The 16,531-nt window shown below is 72.7% G+C and carries 9 protein-coding genes and 1 pseudogene; 7 read left to right on the plus strand and 3 right to left on the minus strand.

From position 1 onward, the window contains the following. Nucleotides 1-95: 95 nt before the first annotated feature. Together ACZ4YY_RS26090 and ACZ4YY_RS26095 are read right to left on the minus strand one after the other, a co-directional pair. Nucleotides 96-1,682 (minus strand): PucR family transcriptional regulator, encoded by a 1,587-nt coding sequence (locus ACZ4YY_RS26090; RefSeq protein ID WP_468294802.1) that lies wholly within the window; start codon nt 1,680-1,682, stop codon nt 96-98. Nucleotides 1,683-1,774: 92 nt separating this feature from the next. Next, nucleotides 1,775-4,414: a type IV secretory system conjugative DNA transfer family protein gene (locus ACZ4YY_RS26095; RefSeq protein ID WP_468294805.1), complete on the minus strand. Its 2,640-nt coding sequence runs from the start codon at nt 4,412-4,414 to the stop codon at nt 1,775-1,777. Nucleotides 4,415-4,681: 267 nt separating this feature from the next. On the opposite strand from ACZ4YY_RS26095, the gene gabT reads away from it, so the two are divergent. From gabT to ACZ4YY_RS26110, 3 genes are all read left to right on the plus strand, one after another. Then, nucleotides 4,682-6,016 (plus strand): 4-aminobutyrate--2-oxoglutarate transaminase, encoded by a 1,335-nt coding sequence (gene gabT / locus ACZ4YY_RS26100; protein ID WP_468294808.1) that lies wholly within the window; start codon nt 4,682-4,684, stop codon nt 6,014-6,016. 605 nt (nt 6,017-6,621) lie between these two features. Beyond that, nucleotides 6,622-7,299 carry a phosphatase PAP2 family protein gene (locus ACZ4YY_RS26105; protein WP_468294811.1) on the plus strand — a complete coding sequence of 226 codons (678 nt, stop codon included), beginning with the start codon at nt 6,622-6,624 and terminating at the stop codon, nt 7,297-7,299. Between the two features lie 150 nt (nt 7,300-7,449). Beyond that, entirely contained in the window at nt 7,450-8,895 is a 1,446-nt protein-coding gene (locus tag ACZ4YY_RS26110; protein ID WP_468294814.1) for an aldehyde dehydrogenase family protein, read from the plus strand. Nucleotides 8,896-8,994: 99 nt separating this feature from the next. Here the strand turns inward: ACZ4YY_RS26110 and ACZ4YY_RS26115 are convergent, their stop codons facing one another. Next, nucleotides 8,995-11,832 carry a glycoside hydrolase family 3 C-terminal domain-containing protein gene (locus tag ACZ4YY_RS26115; RefSeq protein ID WP_468294817.1) on the minus strand — a complete coding sequence of 946 codons (2,838 nt, stop codon included), beginning with the start codon at nt 11,830-11,832 and terminating at the stop codon, nt 8,995-8,997. Between the two features lie 382 nt (nt 11,833-12,214). On the opposite strand from ACZ4YY_RS26115, the gene ACZ4YY_RS26120 reads away from it, so the two are divergent. The 4 genes and pseudogenes from ACZ4YY_RS26120 to ACZ4YY_RS26135 form a co-directional block, all read left to right on the plus strand. Then, a complete protein-coding gene (locus ACZ4YY_RS26120; RefSeq protein ID WP_468294820.1) occupies nt 12,215-13,909 on the plus strand; it encodes an extracellular solute-binding protein in 1,695 nt (564 codons plus the stop codon). Nucleotides 13,910-13,936: 27 nt separating this feature from the next. Then, nucleotides 13,937-14,971, plus strand: coding sequence for an ABC transporter permease (locus tag ACZ4YY_RS26125; RefSeq protein WP_468294823.1), 1,035 nt, complete (start codon nt 13,937-13,939; stop codon nt 14,969-14,971). Continuing rightward, nucleotides 14,968-15,915: a carbohydrate ABC transporter permease gene (locus tag ACZ4YY_RS26130; protein ID WP_468294826.1), complete on the plus strand. Its 948-nt coding sequence runs from the start codon at nt 14,968-14,970 to the stop codon at nt 15,913-15,915. The genes ACZ4YY_RS26125 and ACZ4YY_RS26130 overlap by 4 nt, the downstream gene beginning before the upstream one ends. A gap of 277 nt (nt 15,916-16,192) precedes the next feature. After that, nucleotides 16,193-16,522: pseudogene (locus tag ACZ4YY_RS26135) on the plus strand (1,4-beta-glucanase); the annotation flags it as partial. Nucleotides 16,523-16,531 lie beyond the last annotated feature (9 nt).

Raw genomic sequence — 16,531 nt, forward strand, 5'->3', positions numbered from 1 at the left:
CGAGGGCCCCGGGCCACCGGGGGACCGGCCGCCCAGACCCCCGTCGCCCCGCCCGGCCCCCGGCCGCGAGCCCGCCGTGACCGGTGCCGGACCCCTTACTCCGGTGCCGTGGCCTTCAGGGCCAGCCACAGTTCCATGCGGACGTCCGGGTCGTCCAGGGAGCGGCCGAGGATCTCCTCCACCCGGCGCATGCGGTAGCGCAGGGTGTGCCGGTGGACGCCGAGGTCGGCCGCCGCCGCGTCCCACTGGCCGTGGCGGGAGAGCCAGGCGCGCAGGGAGGCCACGAGGTCGCCGCGGCCGGTGGCGTCATGGTCGTGGAGGGCCCGCAGCAGACCGTCCGCGAAGGCCTTCACCGCGTCGTCCGCGAGCAGGGGCAGCACCGAGCCCGCCGCGAGCTGCTCGTGCTCGACCATGACCCGCCCCCGGCGCCGCGCCACGGACAGGGCCTGCTCGGCCTGCTTGTAGGCCGCGGCCGCCGCGATCGGGCCGGCCGGCGCCGAGAGGCCGACGACCAGGTCGTCCTCCTCGCCGGCCTCGCGGACCGACCCGGCGGCACGGGCCTGCTCCAGCGCCGACGCGTGGTGCCCGCACGCCAGCACCGCCCTGCCCCCGTCCGCGCCGAGCACCACCAGCCGCTCACCCTCGGGCACCACCAGCACGGCCTCCCCGGAACGGGCGGCCGCCGACTCCACGACCTCGGTGAGCGCGCCGAGCGCGTCCCCGCCCCCGTGCGCCGCCTCCGCGACGATCACCCGGAAGGGCGCGTCGAGCAGGTCGCCGTACAAGCCCCCGGCGACGGCCCGCGCATGGTCCGGTTCGCCCGCGAGCAGCATGCGCAGCACCGCCGCGCCGATGCGTTGTTCCGCCGCGTGCAGTGAGCGGGAGCGTTCCGTGGTGAGCGTGAGCAGCGCGATCGCCGAGTGGACGGCGTACCGCTCGGCCGTGCCGAGGGCCGCCGCGGTGCCGACGGCGAGCGCGGCGCGCGGGCGCCGGCCGGTGCCCAGCGAGTGCAGCTCGACCCGGTCGTCGTGGTCGGCGTGCTCCGGCCCGCCCACGACCGACGACGCCGGCGCCGGCCGCTCCCGCAGCCGCTCCACCTCCGCCGTCAGCCGCGCCGCCCGCCGCCCCGCCCACTCCGGCGCCGCCGCGACGACGGCGCCCGAGGCGTCGTACAGCGCCGCCCATCCGTCGACCTGCGCGGCGAGCGCGGTCACCAGGCCCTCGGGGCCGGCCGTCAGCGCCTGCCTCGTCAGCTCCCGCTGGGCCGCGAACCCGGCCGTCACGGCCCGGTACTGGTCGGCCGCGATCGCCGCCGACACCGCCTTGCTGATCGCGAGGAAGGGGGTGCGGCGCGGCACCTCCAGCAGCGGCAGGCCCTCCTCGCCGGCCGCGTCCACCAGCGCCTGCGGGATGTCCTCGTAGTTCACCCCGACGGCGAAGCCGAGCCCGACCACCCCCGCTCCGACCAGGCGCTTCACATAGCGCCGCATGGTCTGCGGGTCCTCCGCGTCCAGTTTCAGCGCGGTGATCAGCAGCAGCTCCCCGCCCTCCATGTACGGCACGGGGTCGGCCAGCTCGCTGACGTGCGCCCAGCGCACCGGCACGTCCAGACGGTCCTCGCCCGCCCGCACGGTCAGCTTCAGCGCGGAGTGGTGGACGAGCGAGGCGAGCGTGGGAGGCATGGGGCCTTCAGGTCGGAGTGGTGATCTTTTGGCCACAACGTATGAAGGGCCTGTGCCGATTCTGCCTCACCGTACGGTCCGGGGGCGGTGCTTCATCCCCGCAGGTCCACCAGCAGCGGCGGCGCGTGTTCGCCCCGCACGGTCGTCAGGGACAGCACCGCGTGACCCGGCGGCACCTCGTGCGCCAACTGGGACGCCGACCACCGCTCCCGCTCCACCTGCCGCACGGTCACCGCGTCCGTCGTCACCGCCTTGCCCGTCACCAGCTTGCGCAGGGCGTGGATCGCCCGCGTCATCGGCTGGTCGGCGAAGACGGTGTGCTTGGCGACCTCCGTGGTCTCCACCCACTCGGTCCCCCAGGTCTGCGCGAACCGGCTGCCGTCCCAGGTGGTGATGCCGCAGAACGCCATCCGGCAGCCGACCGCCCCGTACAGCGGCCCGTGCAGCGCCTCCGGCACGTCGCCGACGCTGCGCAGCGCCAGCACCACGCCGGCGTTCTGGGAGCGCAGCCGCTGCAGGCGGCGCACCGACTCGGCGGTGACCGTGCCCGTCGCGTCGTCCAGGACCAGGCAGGCGAAGTGCGAGCGCCGGCCCTCCCGTACGACGGCGTGGAACTGGGCCAGCACCAGCCGGGTGATCAGTCGGCCGGCCTCCTCGTGGCCGCGTTCCGGCAGGTCCACGCGGACGCGCAGCGGGTGGTGGGCGACGGCGCGCAGGGAGAACGGCCGGTGCGCGCCCTCGGCCGTGCCTCCGCCGAAGAACTCCGCGAACGCCGGTCGGTTCAGCAGCGCGAGCCGGTCGGCGAGGGCACGCCCCGGGTCGCCGGGCACGCCGGTCTGCCGGACCCGTGCCTCCAGCTCGCGGCGCATCACCTCGTCCCCGGCCACGGCGTCCCGCAGCGCGGACAGCGCCGCGGGCTCACCCTCCAGCAGTTCCCGCAGCCTCGGCAACGACGGGAAACACCCGTGCGCGGCCTTGTGGGGGCCGAGCACCTGGGCGAGCGCGGTCGCCGCGCTCTGGGTGCCGACGGTGTCCAGGTCGCCCACCAGCGCCTCGGCCAGGACGGCGGCCGCCTCGTCGGGGTCGTCGCAGTCGGCGTAGGGGTCCAGGTCGTGCACGGACGCCGGGTCGCCGAGCCGCACGATCACGTCGAACGCGGAGTCCGCCCCGAGCGGGCTGCCGGGGGAGGAGACGGCGACCAGCGCGCACCCGCCGGTGAGCGCCTGGAGGGCCAGGGCCTCGGTCACCGGCTCGATCAGCGTCCGCGTCTTGCCCGAGCCCGACGGCCCGACCGCGAGCAGCGAGGTGCCGAGCACCTCCGGGCCGAGCGCGGCTCCCGCGTCGTGGTAGGCGGACGGGGCGCGCTCGGCGGCCACCCAGCGGCCGATGCGCACCTGCCCGGCCAGCAGGTCGTGGCGCGCACCGCGCCGGGGCAGGTCGCGGGAGCCGGAGGGATGCGTCCAGGCGGCGCCGCCCTCCCGCAGCACGGTCTCCCGGAAGTCGGCGGCCCCCGCCGTCCACACACGGGTGACGCGCGCGCAGTCCACGTCGTTCATCCGTCCGGCCGCGACCTCGGCGGTCAGCACGTCGGCCGCCTCGACCTGCCCGGCGTCGCGCAGCGCGGGCCACTGCGCGCGGGGGCGATCGACGTGCGCGGGGGCGAGCCGCTCGGGGCCCGCGCGCCGCGCGGCGAGTCGTTCCCTCACATACGGCCACCAGCCGCCGACCAGCGCGAACGGCCACACCACCAGCAGGGTGATCACGGCGTACAGCGTGTTGGTGAAGGTGGGGGAGGCGAACAGTTCGTAGCTGCCGGAGACCAGCACGATCAGGGAGAACAGGGGGTCGACGACCGGCAGCGCGTTCCAGCCGACGCCCGGGAAGGCGTCGGGGAACACGAAGCTCAGCGCGGCCAGCGCGCACAGCAGGGCGAGCAGCACCCGCGCGGGCTGCGGCCGGCGGCCGACGAAGTGCCGCACGGCGTCGGCCCAACTGCCCAGCCGGCCCATGGCGTAGAGGAGGACGGCGAAGAAGACACCGTCGTAGACGACCCGCGCCTCGGCGCCCTCCATGGTCCGCGGGGAGGCGATGGTGCCGCCCCACCACCAGTCGTCCGGCGTGAACAGTCGCAACAGGGCGAACTGGTACGGCAGACCGCCCTGCCGCCACAACGACCACAGCACCAGCGCGACCACCAGCGGGATCAGCATGCCGACGACCGTGACCGGCGCGAGGCGCTCGGCAGCCCGCGCGGCCTTCGAGGGGCGGTAGCCGAAGCGCCAGATGCCGGGGCGGGCGGCCGGCCGGACCTCGTTCAGCCACTCCGCGACAGCGGACGAGCCCTGCGCGAACGCTCCGGGCGCACTCCCGGACACACCCGCCGACCCGGGCCCGCTCCCGGACACACCCGCCGCCTCGAACCCGCTCCCGGACGGACCCGCCGCCCCGGGCACGCCGGCCGCCTCGAACCCGCTCCCGGACGGACCCGCCGCCCCGGGCACGCCGGCCGGCCGAGGCGGAACCGACGGCGGCGGAGGCGGCCCGCCGGTCCCTCCGGGTACGCCGGGCGCCCCGGGTCCTTCGGCCGGTCCGGCTCCGGCTGCCCCGGTCGGGTCCGGCGCCCCGGACGTTCCAGGTCCTCCGGGCGTGGACGACGCCGGTGGCGGTCCCGCCGGGCGCGGTACAGGATTCGCATGCGTGCCCCGCGCGTCCCGTGTCCCGTCGCTGTCCATCGCCCCTGCCCCCTGACCAGCCGTTCCGTCCACCATCAGCGAGTCAATCTAACGCGCCCGCCTGGGGAGTTCACCGCTTACACGGCCGAGCCCGCGCGGCCGGCCCGGCGGCCGCTATGTCCACGACGGACAACCGGCGCCGCAGACAACGCCCACATGGAGCATGCCCACCCCTCCGTCCCCGCCCTAGCCTGCGAGAAAAGAAGTCGAGCGTCCTCAGCACGCCCACCCGGACACTCCGGTTCGCAAGATCATCAGGGAGCCCCCATGACCGCACTTCCGCAGGAGCGCCGCGTCGTCACCGCCATCCCCGGCCCGAAGTCGCAGGAGCTGCAGTCCCGCCGCCTCGCCGCGGTCGCGCAGGGCGTGGGCTCCGTGCTGCCGGTGTTCACCGCGCGCGCGGGCGGCGGCATCATCGAGGACGTCGACGGCAACCGCCTGATCGACTTCGGCTCCGGCATCGCCGTGACCTCCGTCGGCGCCTCCGCCGAGGCCGTCGTGCGCCGCGCCTCCGCGCAGCTCGCGGACTTCACCCACACCTGTTTCATGGTCACCCCGTACGAGGGCTACGTGGAGGTCGCCGAGGCCCTCGCCGAGCTCACCCCGGGCGACCACGCGAAGAAGTCCGCGCTGTTCAACTCCGGCGCCGAGGCCGTCGAGAACGCCGTCAAGATCGCCCGCGCCCACACCAAGCGCCAGGCGGTCGTCGTGTTCGACCACGGCTACCACGGCCGTACGAACCTCACCATGGCGCTGACCGCGAAGAACATGCCGTACAAGCACGGCTTCGGCCCGTTCGCGCCCGAGGTCTACCGCGTCCCGGTCGCCTACGGCTACCGCTGGCCGACCGGCCCGGAGAACGCGGGCCCGGAGGCCGCCGCGCAGGCCATCGACCAGATCACCAAGCAGGTCGGCCCGGACAACGTGGCCGCGATCATCATCGAGCCGGTTCTCGGCGAGGGCGGCTTCATCGAGCCGGCCAAGGGCTTCCTGCCCGCGATCCGGCAGTTCGCCGCCGACAACGGCATCGTCTTCGTCGCCGACGAGATCCAGTCCGGCTTCTGCCGCACCGGCCAGTGGTTCGCCTGCGAGGACGAGGGCATCGTCCCCGACCTGATCACCACGGCCAAGGGCATCGCCGGCGGTCTGCCGCTGGCCGCCGTCACGGGCCGCGCCGAGATCATGGACGCCGCGCACGCGGGCGGCCTGGGGGGCACCTACGGCGGCAACCCGGTGGCCTGCGCCGGTGCGCTCGGCTCCATCGAGACGATGAAGGAGCTGGACCTCAACGCGAGGGCGAAGGACATCGAGGCGACCATGAAGGCCCGCCTCACCGCCATGGCCGAGAAGTTCGACGTCATCGGCGACGTCCGCGGCCGGGGCGCGATGATCGCCATCGAGCTGGTCAAGGACCGCGCGACCAAGGAGCCGAACCCCGAGGTCACCGCCGCGCTGGCGAAGGCCTGCCACCAGGAGGGCCTGCTGGTCCTGACCTGCGGCACCTACGGCAACGTGCTGCGCTTCCTGCCGCCGCTGGTGATCGGCGAGGACCTGCTGAACGAGGGCCTGGACATCATTGAGCAGGCCTTCGCGCGCATCTGAGCCGGGGCCGCACACAGCTGGTTCCCGTCGGCGGCAGAGCGTGTGAAGAAGGTGTGCGAGGTGGATGGCGGGACCGGTATCCGTCTGTCGTCCCGCCGGTCACTGCCGTAGGTTCTTCCCAGATGAGAGATACACCCGTCCGCAGGTGACTGCGGGCGAACCCAGGCCGGGGCCTCCCCAGCTTCGACCTGGTCGTGCCTCGCGCACACACCCGGAGCCTCCGGCTTCGGATCTCCTCACCGATCGGACCGTCGAGCGCCCCAAACCCCCCGGGGCGCGCGGCAATCCCGATCCGGACGGCCACCCCGGAACCACCCCCCCTGTTCCGGGGTGGCCGACCTCCTTCTCCACACGCACACGCGGTACGCGGACCCCGGTTCCCACCGGGGTCTCTTTTCTGTCGTCACCACGCGTTCTCCGTCGTCACCACGCGCTACGACCCGCCCGGCGGCCGGCGAACGACCGGCGCCCGGCGAACACGACCCGTCCCGGCGGTCGCGATCCGACCCGCCCCGGCCGCCGACGGCACGGCCCGTCTCCTCGCCCGTGGCCCGGGCCCGTCCCGTCCCATGCCGTCGCGCGGGAGTCCTGCCAAGCTGGAGGACATGCCGACCAGCCACCGCCCGCAGACCGAGGGCACCACCGTGGCGGCGCCCGCGCCGACACGGCCGGGCACCTCCCTCCTCGCCCTCCTGCTCGGTCTGCCCGCCCTGCTCTTCGCCCTGTTCACCTGGCAGGTCACCGCCGACGGCCCCCTGGTGCGCGTCGACGAGCGCCTCAGCCGCGCTCTCGTCCATCCGGACCGGACCTCCGAGGTGCTGTCCGACCTGGGGGACGTGCAGATCGCGCTGCCGGTGATGGTGCTGGCCGCCGCGTGCGTCGCCTGGCGGGGGAGCGCGGCGCGCGTGCGCCGGTGGTGGCTGCCGCCCGTCGCCGCGTTCCTGCTCATGACGCTGGTGCCGCTGGTCGTCGTCCCCCTGAAGGAGTGGACCGACCGGTTCGGAACGCCGGTGGTGCCGCCGGCCCCCGGGTACTACCCGTCGGGGCACACGGCGACGGCGGCCGTGGCCTACGGGGCCGCCGCGCTCCTGCTGCTGCCCTGGCTGGTCACGGCCGCCCTGCGCCGCGCGGTCGTCGCCACCGCCGCCGTCCTCGTCGTCGCCGTCTCCTTCGGACTGGTGCGGCGCGGCTACCACTGGCCGCTGGACGTGGTGGCCAGCTGGTGTCTGGGGGCGCTGCTGCTGGGCGGGCTGTGGCTGTTCCTGCGGCGGGCGATGCGGTAGCCGACCGCGCCAAACCGGCGCGCCCCGGCATCCCACCACTACGACTCGGACAAGCGACCCTCCGACTTCCCGCCCCTACCGTGGACCACGCAAGCCAACGCACACCCCCAACGCGGAAGGGCCGGGAACCCGACTATGCCAAGGAACGATGTGGCAGCCACCCACGCCTTCTGGCTCGCCGGCCGCCAGGTCACCGGCGAGGACAGCTTCGACGTCACCTCCCCGTGGGACGGCCGGCTCGTCGGCAGGGTCAGCGTGCCGACCGACGCCCAGGTCGAGGAGGCCGTCGCCGCCGCGTACGCCGTGCGGGACGAGTTCGCCGCCACCCCGGCCCACGTCCGCGCCGCCGCCCTGGACCACGTCAGCAAGCGGCTCGTCGAGCGCACCGAGGAGATCGCGCAGCTGATCTCCGCCGAGAACGGCAAGCCGATCAAGTGGGCGCGCGGCGAGGTCGGCCGCGCCGTCTCCGTGTTCCGGTTCGCCGCCGAGGAGGCCCGCCGGTTCAACGGGGGCGAGGCCCAGCGGCTCGACACCGACCTCGGCGGCCAGGGCCGGCTCGCCCTGACCCGGCGCTTCCCGAAGGGTGTCGTCCTCGGCATCGCGCCGTTCAACTTCCCGCTGAACCTGTGCGCCCACAAGGTCGCCCCGGCGATCGCGGCCGGCGCGCCGATCATCCTCAAGCCGGCCCCCGCGACCCCGTTGTCCGGTCTGGTCATCGGCGACCTGCTCGCCGAGACGGAGCTGCCCGCCGGCTCCTGGTCCATCCTCCCGGTCTCCAACGACCGCATGCCCGCCCTCGTCCAGGACGAGCGGCTGCCGGTCATCTCCTTCACCGGCTCGGAGAAGGTCGGCTACGCGATCATGGACTCGGTGCCGCGCAAGCACTGCACCCTGGAGCTGGGCGGCAACGGCGCGGCCGTCGTCCTCGGCGACTGGGCCTCCGACGCCGACCTCGACCGGGCGGCCGACCGCATCGCCACCTTCTCCAACTACCAGGGCGGCCAGTCCTGCATCTCGGTGCAGCGGGTCATCGCCGACTCCTCGGTGTACGACCGGCTGCTGCCGCGCATCGTCGCCGCCGTCGAGGCGCAGGTCACCGGTGACCCCTCCGACGACAGCACCGACGTCGGCCCGCTGGTCAGCGAGGACGCCGCCCGGCGGGTGGAGGCGTGGGTGGACGAGGCGGTCGCGGCCGGCGCGCGGCTCCTCACCGGCGGCAAGCGCGACGGCGCCTCCTACGCGCCGACCGTCCTCACCGACGTGCCCGCGGACACCACTCTCGCCTGCGAGGAGGTCTTCGGGCCGGTGCTCACCGTGCGCAGGGTGGACGGGGAGGCCGAGGCCTTCGCCGCGGTCAACGACTCCAAGTACGGCCTCCAGGCGGGCGTCTTCACACACGACCTCCAGGTCGCGTTCCGCGCCCACCGGGCACTGGAGGTCGGCGGTGTCGTCATCGGTGACGTGCCCTCCTACCGCGCCGACCAGATGCCGTACGGCGGCGCCAAGCAGTCGGGCGTGGGCCGCGAGGGCGTGAGGTTCGCGATGGACGACTACACCTACGAGCGCGTCCTGGTCCTGACCGGGCTCGCCCTCTAGTTAATGGGAACCATTTTCAGCTAAGGTGGGCCCAAAGGGGCCCGGCACCGATGCCTTCCGGTGCCGGGCCCCTTCTTCGCGTCGGCCTGTTCCGGACCCTCAACCGGAGAAGCCGACGTGCGCCAGCCGCAACGGGCCGCGCAGTCCGAGTCGCAGGTCCCGCACGCCCTCGGCGGCGAACGGGGCCTCGAGGGCGGTGTAGTCGTACGGGCCCTGCGTGGGCGCGTCGAGGGTCAGCACGGCCAGGGCCCGGCCGTCGGCCAGGGACACCTCGACCGTGCCCTCGCCCGCCACCTCCACCCGGACGTGTCCGACGCCGGTCCCGAAGTCGCAGGAGCGGTAGAGCAGTTCGCCCGAGCCGCCCGCCGCGGGCGTCACCGCGTCGCCCGAGACCTTCGTCCGGTCCACGATCCGCGTGCCGCTCTGCTCGTCGAAGTCGACCGCGTCCAGGCCCTGCCCGCGGACCGCGCGGGGCGCGCCCGGTTCGCCGTCGAGCGTCACCGTCGTCCGCAGTCGCACGTCCTCGCTGGACGCGCCGACCAGCAGGTCGTACGCGCCCGGCTCGCGGCGCCAGCCGCCCCGGGCCACGTCCCAGAACGCGAAGGCGGACAGCGGCACCTCGAAGGCGAGCTCGGTCCTCGCCCCGGGGTCCAGCGTCACCCGGTGGTGGGCCAGCAGCTCGCGGCGCGGACGGACGACCGACGGGTCCACCGCCCGAGTGTAGAGCTGGGCGACCTCGTCGGCGGTGACGTCCCCGGTGTTGGCGACGGTGAAGGTGACCCGCACGCGGTCGTCGGTGACGCTCACCGCCAGGTCGGCGTACCGGAACGAGGCGTAGGACAGGCCGTGGCCGAACGGGAACAGTGGGGCACCCTCGAAGTACAGGTACGTCTGCCGGCCGCCGATCACGTCGTAGTCGAGCAGGTCCGGCAAGTCGGCGTCGTCGGCGTACCAGGTCTGCGGCAGCCGGCCCGCGGGGGAGACGTCACCGGCCAGGACCCGCGCCAGGGCGGTGCCCGCGGCCTGCCCGCCGTGCGCGGTCCACAGCGCCGCCGACAGCCGGCCGGGCTCGAAGGCGTACGGGTACGCCGACACCAGCACCAGCACGGTCCGCGGGTTCGCGGCACGGGCAGCCTCGAGGATCCGCTCCTGCTGTGCGGGCAGTCGCAGCGTGGTGCGGTCCTCGGTCTCCCGGCCGTTGATGTGCGGGTCGTTGCCCGCCACGACGATCACGACGTCGGCCTCGGCCGCGACGCGCGCCACGGCGTCCTCGCCCCGTTCACCGACGACGAGTTCGAACACCTCGGGATCGTTCTCGGCAACCTTCACGCCCTCGGCGGTCACACAGACAGGGCGACCCGTTCCCAGGTGCTGGAGGAGGTGACCGTTCTCATGCGGTTCGAGGCGGAACGTCTCCTGGACGATCCAGCCGCCCGGCTCGTCGGCGGAGGCGCGCAGGAAGCCGTCCTCGGCGACCGACAGCCAGCGGCCGTCGGGCGCGCGCAGCGTCAGGACGCCCTCGCCCCAGTCGACGAGCGCGAACTCCGTGCCCTCCGCGGTGGTGGTGAGCGGCGGCAGGTCGGTGCGGCCGGTGAGCAGCGCCGGGTCCAGGGCGCCCTCGGCGCCGCGCACCTCGTCGGCGGTCTCCGGAGCGGACGGCACCGTCAGGAACGTTCCCGCGGCGGTCCTCAGCCGGACCCGGTCCACCCCCTCCGCGAAGTCGACCCGATCCGCGCCGAACCGCTCGTACAGCCCCTCCAGGGGCGTGGAGCGGTGGATCAGGGTGCCGCTGTACCAGTCGAGCTTGCACTCGTCGGCGAGGAGGCCGACGACCGCGATCCGCGCGTCGGCGGCCAGCGGCAGCACCCCGTCGTTGCGCAGCAGCACGACCGCCTGCTCGGCCGCCTCCCGCGCGAGCTCCCGGTGCGCCGGGGTGTCGAACTCACCGGTTCCCGCGTGCGGGTCGTAGTGCGGGTCGAACTCGCCGAGGCGGAAGCGGACCGACAGCTGGCGGCGGACCGCCGTGTCGATGTCGGCCTCGGTGAGCAGGCCCTGCTCCAGCGCTCCCCGCACCCGTGCGGTGATCTTCGAACCGTCCGTGCCGTGGTCGGTGAAGCTGTCCACGCCGGCGACCAGCGAGGCCGCCGTCGCCTCCTCGTGGGTGTCGAAGTAGTGCTCGGAGTCGACCAGGTTCGAGGGCGCGCCCGCGTCCGAGCAGACCAGCAGGTCCTCCTCGGTCCACGTGCGCAGATGCTCGCGCAGGTGCGGCGAGACGTGGTTGGGGCGCCCGTTGACCAGGTTGTACGCCGGCATCACCCCGGCCACCGCGCCCGCCTCCACCGTCTCGCGGAAGGCGCGCAGGTCGTACTCGTGCAGCACGCGCGGACGCACCGAGGACGAGGTGACGTCCCGGCCGGTCTCGTTGTTGTGTGCCAGCCAGTGCTTGAGCACCGGGGCCGTGCGCCAGTACGTGGGATGTTCGCCGCGCAGCCCGTGCGTGTACGCGACGGCGATGGCCGACGTCAGCCGGGGGTCCTCGCTGTAACCCTCCTCGTTGCGGCCCCACAGGGGGTGGCGCAGCAGGTTGACCGTGGGGGACCAGACGTTCAGGCCGACGCGCTCGTCGCGGGCCCGCATCGCGCGGGCCTCCTTGGACACCGCGTCGCCGATCCGGCGCACCAGCTCCGGGTTCCAGGTCGCGCCGAGGCCCACGGCCTGGGGGAAGACCGTCGCCGGGCCCATCCACGCCACTCCGTGCAGAGCCTCCTGACCGGTGCGGAACGCGGGGATGCCGAGCCGCTCGACGGCGGGGGCGAACTGGTGCAGGAAGGAGACCTTCTCGTCCAGGGACAGTCGCGACAGCAGGTCGTCGATGCGCTTCACGAACGGCAGGTGCGGATCGCGGAAAGGCGGCGTGGGCGGCGTGGGTGCGGTCACGTGGAGTTCCCTTTGCGATGGAGCGGGGAGAAGCTTTCGAAGCGCTTCGATGCTCATTCGGCGGCGGGGTGGGTGTCAAGAGACCCCACCGCAACAACTCCGGCGTACGGGCGTCATTTCCCGCCGTATACGAGCACGACGGAAATCGGGATGGCTCGGAGGAATCTTGGATGCGACTCTTGTGCGCCCCCATGGCTTCACTTAACCTCACAGCAACATCGAAGCGCTTCGACGATCCTTCGACTGTGCGGAGTCGCCGCCGACGAGGCTCGCGGGTCCGACGCTAGGGCCGGGAACCGCTTCAGCTCAGCCAGTTCCACTCGAGACACCGCTGCCGACGGCCACCGCCGGGTGTCCTGGTGCGCCATGAAGGGTTGACGCAATGACGCCGAACGCCGCTTCCGCCTCCTCCGGGCCCAGCCGGAGAAGCTTCCTCGCCTCCACGGCGGTCGCCACCGCAGCGGTGGCGGGAGGGATGCCGTTGCTGGCCGCCTGCGGCGGTTCTGACGGCGGATCGCGCGAGGGCACCACCTCGGGCAAGGAAGCCAAGAAGATCCTCCCTGCGTACGTCGCCAGCAACGTCGTCCCGCCCGACATCCCCGCCAAGAACGGCTCGGCGATGGGTTTCACCGGCAAGGTGGACACGGCCACCCTGAAGACCTCGGTGCCCCAGAAGCTCGGCAAGGGCGGCAGGATCACCGTCATGTCGCCGTTCTGGGGCTCGCCGCCCAAGAGTGGCAACGCCTACTACAAGGCGATGAACGACCTGATCGGCGTCGACGTCCAGTGGCAGAACCAGGACGGCAACACCTACGACCAGAAGCTCGGCGCGGTCCTCGCCTCCAGCGACGTCCCCGACGTCGTGGTGGTCCCGGGCTGGAACATGGGCGGCAAGATACCCAGCGCCATCATCAGCAAGTTCGCCGACCTCAGCCCCTACCTGGCCGGGGACAAGGTCAAGGAGTACCCGAACCTCGCGGCGATCCCGACCGACGCCTGGCAGCGGTCGATCTTCGGCGGCGCCCTGCGCGGACTGCCGATGCCCTCCTCGTACGTCAACAACATCGTGCCCTTCTACCGCAAGGACGTCTTCGACAAGGAGGGCTACGAGGTCCCCCGCTCGGCGGACGAGTTCATGGCCCTGGCCAAGGACATCACCAACGCGAGGGCCAAGCGCTGGGCCTGCAACGACATGAAGTGGACGGCGTTCTCCGTCTTCGGCGTGATGCCCGGGAACGAGAAGGCGCTCGGCTGGAACCTCGTCGACGGCAAGCTGGTCTACCGCGTGGAGACCGAGGAGTACCTCGAGGCGCTGGAGTGGACGCGCAAGCTGTTCGCCGCGGGATACGTCCACCCCGACGGCCGGCTCGGCAAGAGTCAGGCCGTCGACCCGAGCACCAAGTTCGCCGCCGGCGAGTTCCTGATCTACAACAACGACCTCTCCAACTGGTGGGGTCAGCAGGCCATCCAGCAGGCCCAGAACCCGGACTTCAGGATCTGGGGCATGGACATCTTCGGCCACGACGGCGGCGCCCCGACGCTCTTCGCCACCAACCCGGCGAACATCTTCGCGTTCGTCAACAAGCGCGCCTCCGAGGCCGTCGTCCGCGACGTCCTGGCCGTCGCCAACGTGACCGCCGCCCCGTACGGCACGAAGGAGTACATGCTCACCAACTACGGCGTCGAGGGCACCCACTACACGGTGAAGGACGGTGTGCCCGCCAAGAACGACAAGGGCAACATCGAGGTCGCCAACGCCTACGTCATGGTCGCCAGCCCCGCCGCGACCATCGCCCGCCCGGACTTCCCGGACATCGCCCGGGGCGCGGTGGAGTGGCAGCAGCGCATGGGCGCCTTCACCAAGAAGACGTCGTTCTACGGCATGCAGATCACCGAACCCGCCCGCTACACCAACCTCTCCAACGACTTCGAGCAGCTGGAGGACGACATCGTCCGCGGCCGCAAGAAGGTCAGCGACATGCAGCAGGCCGTCTCCGACTGGCGCAAGAAGGGCGGCGACCAGCTGCGCGACTGGTACAAGAAACTGCTCGACGACAACGGCTCGACCGCGAGCTGACCCGGCACCCAGGCAAGGAGAACAGCCGTGTCGCACAGCACGGTGCCTCGCAGCAGGGCCGAGGCCGACGAGAAGGAGAAGACCCCGGTGGCGTCCGACGACGCCACCGGTCCCGGGGCGCACCGCCCCTCCGGAAAGGTGGATCTGCGGCTCAGGTTCAGACGCGACCGCGTCCTGCTCCTGATGACCCTGCCGGCGCTCGCCCTGGTGCTGGTCTTCAACTACGTGCCGATCCTCGGCAACGTCGTGGCCTTCCAGGAATACGACCCCTACATCAGCGACAACGGGGTCGTCTCCATCCTCCACAGCCCGTGGGTGGGCCTGGAGAACTTCCAGCGGCTCTTCGAGGACTCGGCCTTCTGGGGCGCCGTCCAGAACACGCTCGTGCTGTTCTTCCTCCAGCTGGTTCTGTACTTCCCCATCCCCATCCTGCTCGCGCTGCTCATCAACAGCGTGGTCAGGCCCCGGGTGCGGGCGGTGTCGCAGGCGATCCTCTACCTGCCGCACTTCTTCTCGTGGGTGCTGGTCATCGCGGTGTTCCAGCAACTGTTCGGCGGGGCGGGCATCCTTTCCCAGCTGCTGCGCGAACACGGCTACGACGGCGTCGACATCATGACCGACCCCAACACCTTCGCGTTCCTGGTCACCGCGCAGAGCGTGTGGAAGGACGCCGGCTGGGGGATCATCGTCTTCCTCGCCGCGCTGGCCTCCGTCCCACCGGACCTGTACGAGGCGGCCGCGATGGACGGCGCCAACCGCTGGCGCCGCATGTGGCACGTCACCCTGCCCGCTCTGCGCCCGGTGATCGCCCTGCTGCTGGTGCTGCGCGTCGGCGACGCCCTCACCGTGGGCTTCGAACAGATCCTGCTGCAACGCGACGCGGTGGGTCCCGGGGCGGCGGAGGTCCTCGACACCTTCGTGTGGTGGAACGGCGTGCGCAACCAGGACTTCGGCTACGCGGCCGCCGCCGGGCTCATCAAGGGCATCATCAGTCTCGGCCTGGTCCTCGTCGCGAACAAGGTGGCCCATCTCATGGGCGAGCAGGGGGTGTACAAGAAGTGACCGCCGTCATCGACGAGAGCGTGCACGAGTCCGCGCGCAGGCCCGGCCTGTGGGCCGCCCCTCCGCGACCGGTGTGGGAGGAGGCACCCACCCGGGCCGGCCTCGCGGGCAAGGGGCTGGCCCTGTCCCTCGCCTGCCTGGCGATCCTCTTCCCCCTGTGGATCGTCGTCGTCACCAGCCTCTCCTCGCGCAAGACCATCGACGAGGCGGGCGGTCTGGTGATGGTGCCCAAGAGCATCACCTTCGTCGCCTACCGGGAGCTGCTCAGCGGCGGGCAGGTCACCCGCGCGGCGGTCATCAGCGTGCTGATCACCCTGGTCGGCACGGCGTTCTCGATGACGGTGTCCGTGCTGTGCGCGTACGGGCTGTCCCGCACGGGGTCGCTCGCGCACCGCTGGCTGCTGATGATCCTGCTCGCGACGATGTTCTTCAGCGCCGGCCTCATCCCGACGTACCTGCTGGTGCAGTCGCTCGGGCTGACCGACACCTATCTGGCGCTGATCCTGCCGAGCGCGGTGAGCGTCTTCAACATCCTGGTGCTGCGGGGCTTCTTCATGGGGATCTCGCAGGAACTGATCGACAGCGCGCGCATCGACGGCGCCGGTGACGCCCGGATCCTGTGGCAGATCGTCATGCCGCTCTCGCGGGCGGTCATCGCGGTGATCACGCTGTTCTACGCCGTCGGGTACTGGAGCGCGTGGTTCAACGCGTCGCTGTACCTCAACGACCAGAACATGATGCCGCTGCAGAACGTCATGATCCAGCTCGTCCAGAAGCAGGAGGCCCCGGTCGGACTGGGGCAGGCCATCAAGACGGGCCAACTGTCCGGGCTGGCCGTGCAGATGGCGGTCATGGTGATGGCGCTGCTGCCGGTGGCCGTTCTGTCGCCGTTCGTCCAGAAGCACTTCAAGAAGGGGATGCTGACCGGAGCGGTGAAGGGCTGACGCCCGGACCGACCCCGTCCGGTGACCCGCGGGCCGAGTCCGGCCGGTCGCGCGGTTGCCCTAGCCGCCGAGGCCCGCGCACTCCCGCCCGCCGCCCGGTCGAGCCGTGCACCCCGGCATGCGCTCCTCCCTCAGGGCCCCGAAGGACCGGGAGATTCCCGGGCGGCTCCCGACCCACAGACGGCTCCCCCCCGGTCAGCACCGGGCTGCACCTCGCCGCGGCAACCCACGGCACCCAAGAACCCAGGCCCATGAGAACACCCCTGCGAGGTTCCCCATGTTCACCCGTCGCACCGTCCTCGCCGGGACGGCCGCCGCAGCCGCTCTCACCAGCCTCCCCGCCCGGCGGACGACCGCCCGAGCCGCCGCGCCCGCGGCCGCCCCCGCCTACCGCTGGCGCAACGCGGTGATCGGCGGCACCGGCTCCGTCACCGGCGTCCTCTTCCACCCGGCCGTGCGCGGCCTCGCCCACGCCCGTACCGATATCGGCGGCGCCCACCGCCGGGACGACCGAGCGGCCCGCTGGACCCCCCTCACCGACCACCTCGGCCGGGACGACCGGAACCTGCTCGGCGTGGAGGCCATGACCGTCGACCCGGCGCACCCGGCCGCGTCC

It is taken from the genome of Streptomyces sp. NPDC030143, from assembly GCF_055573695.1.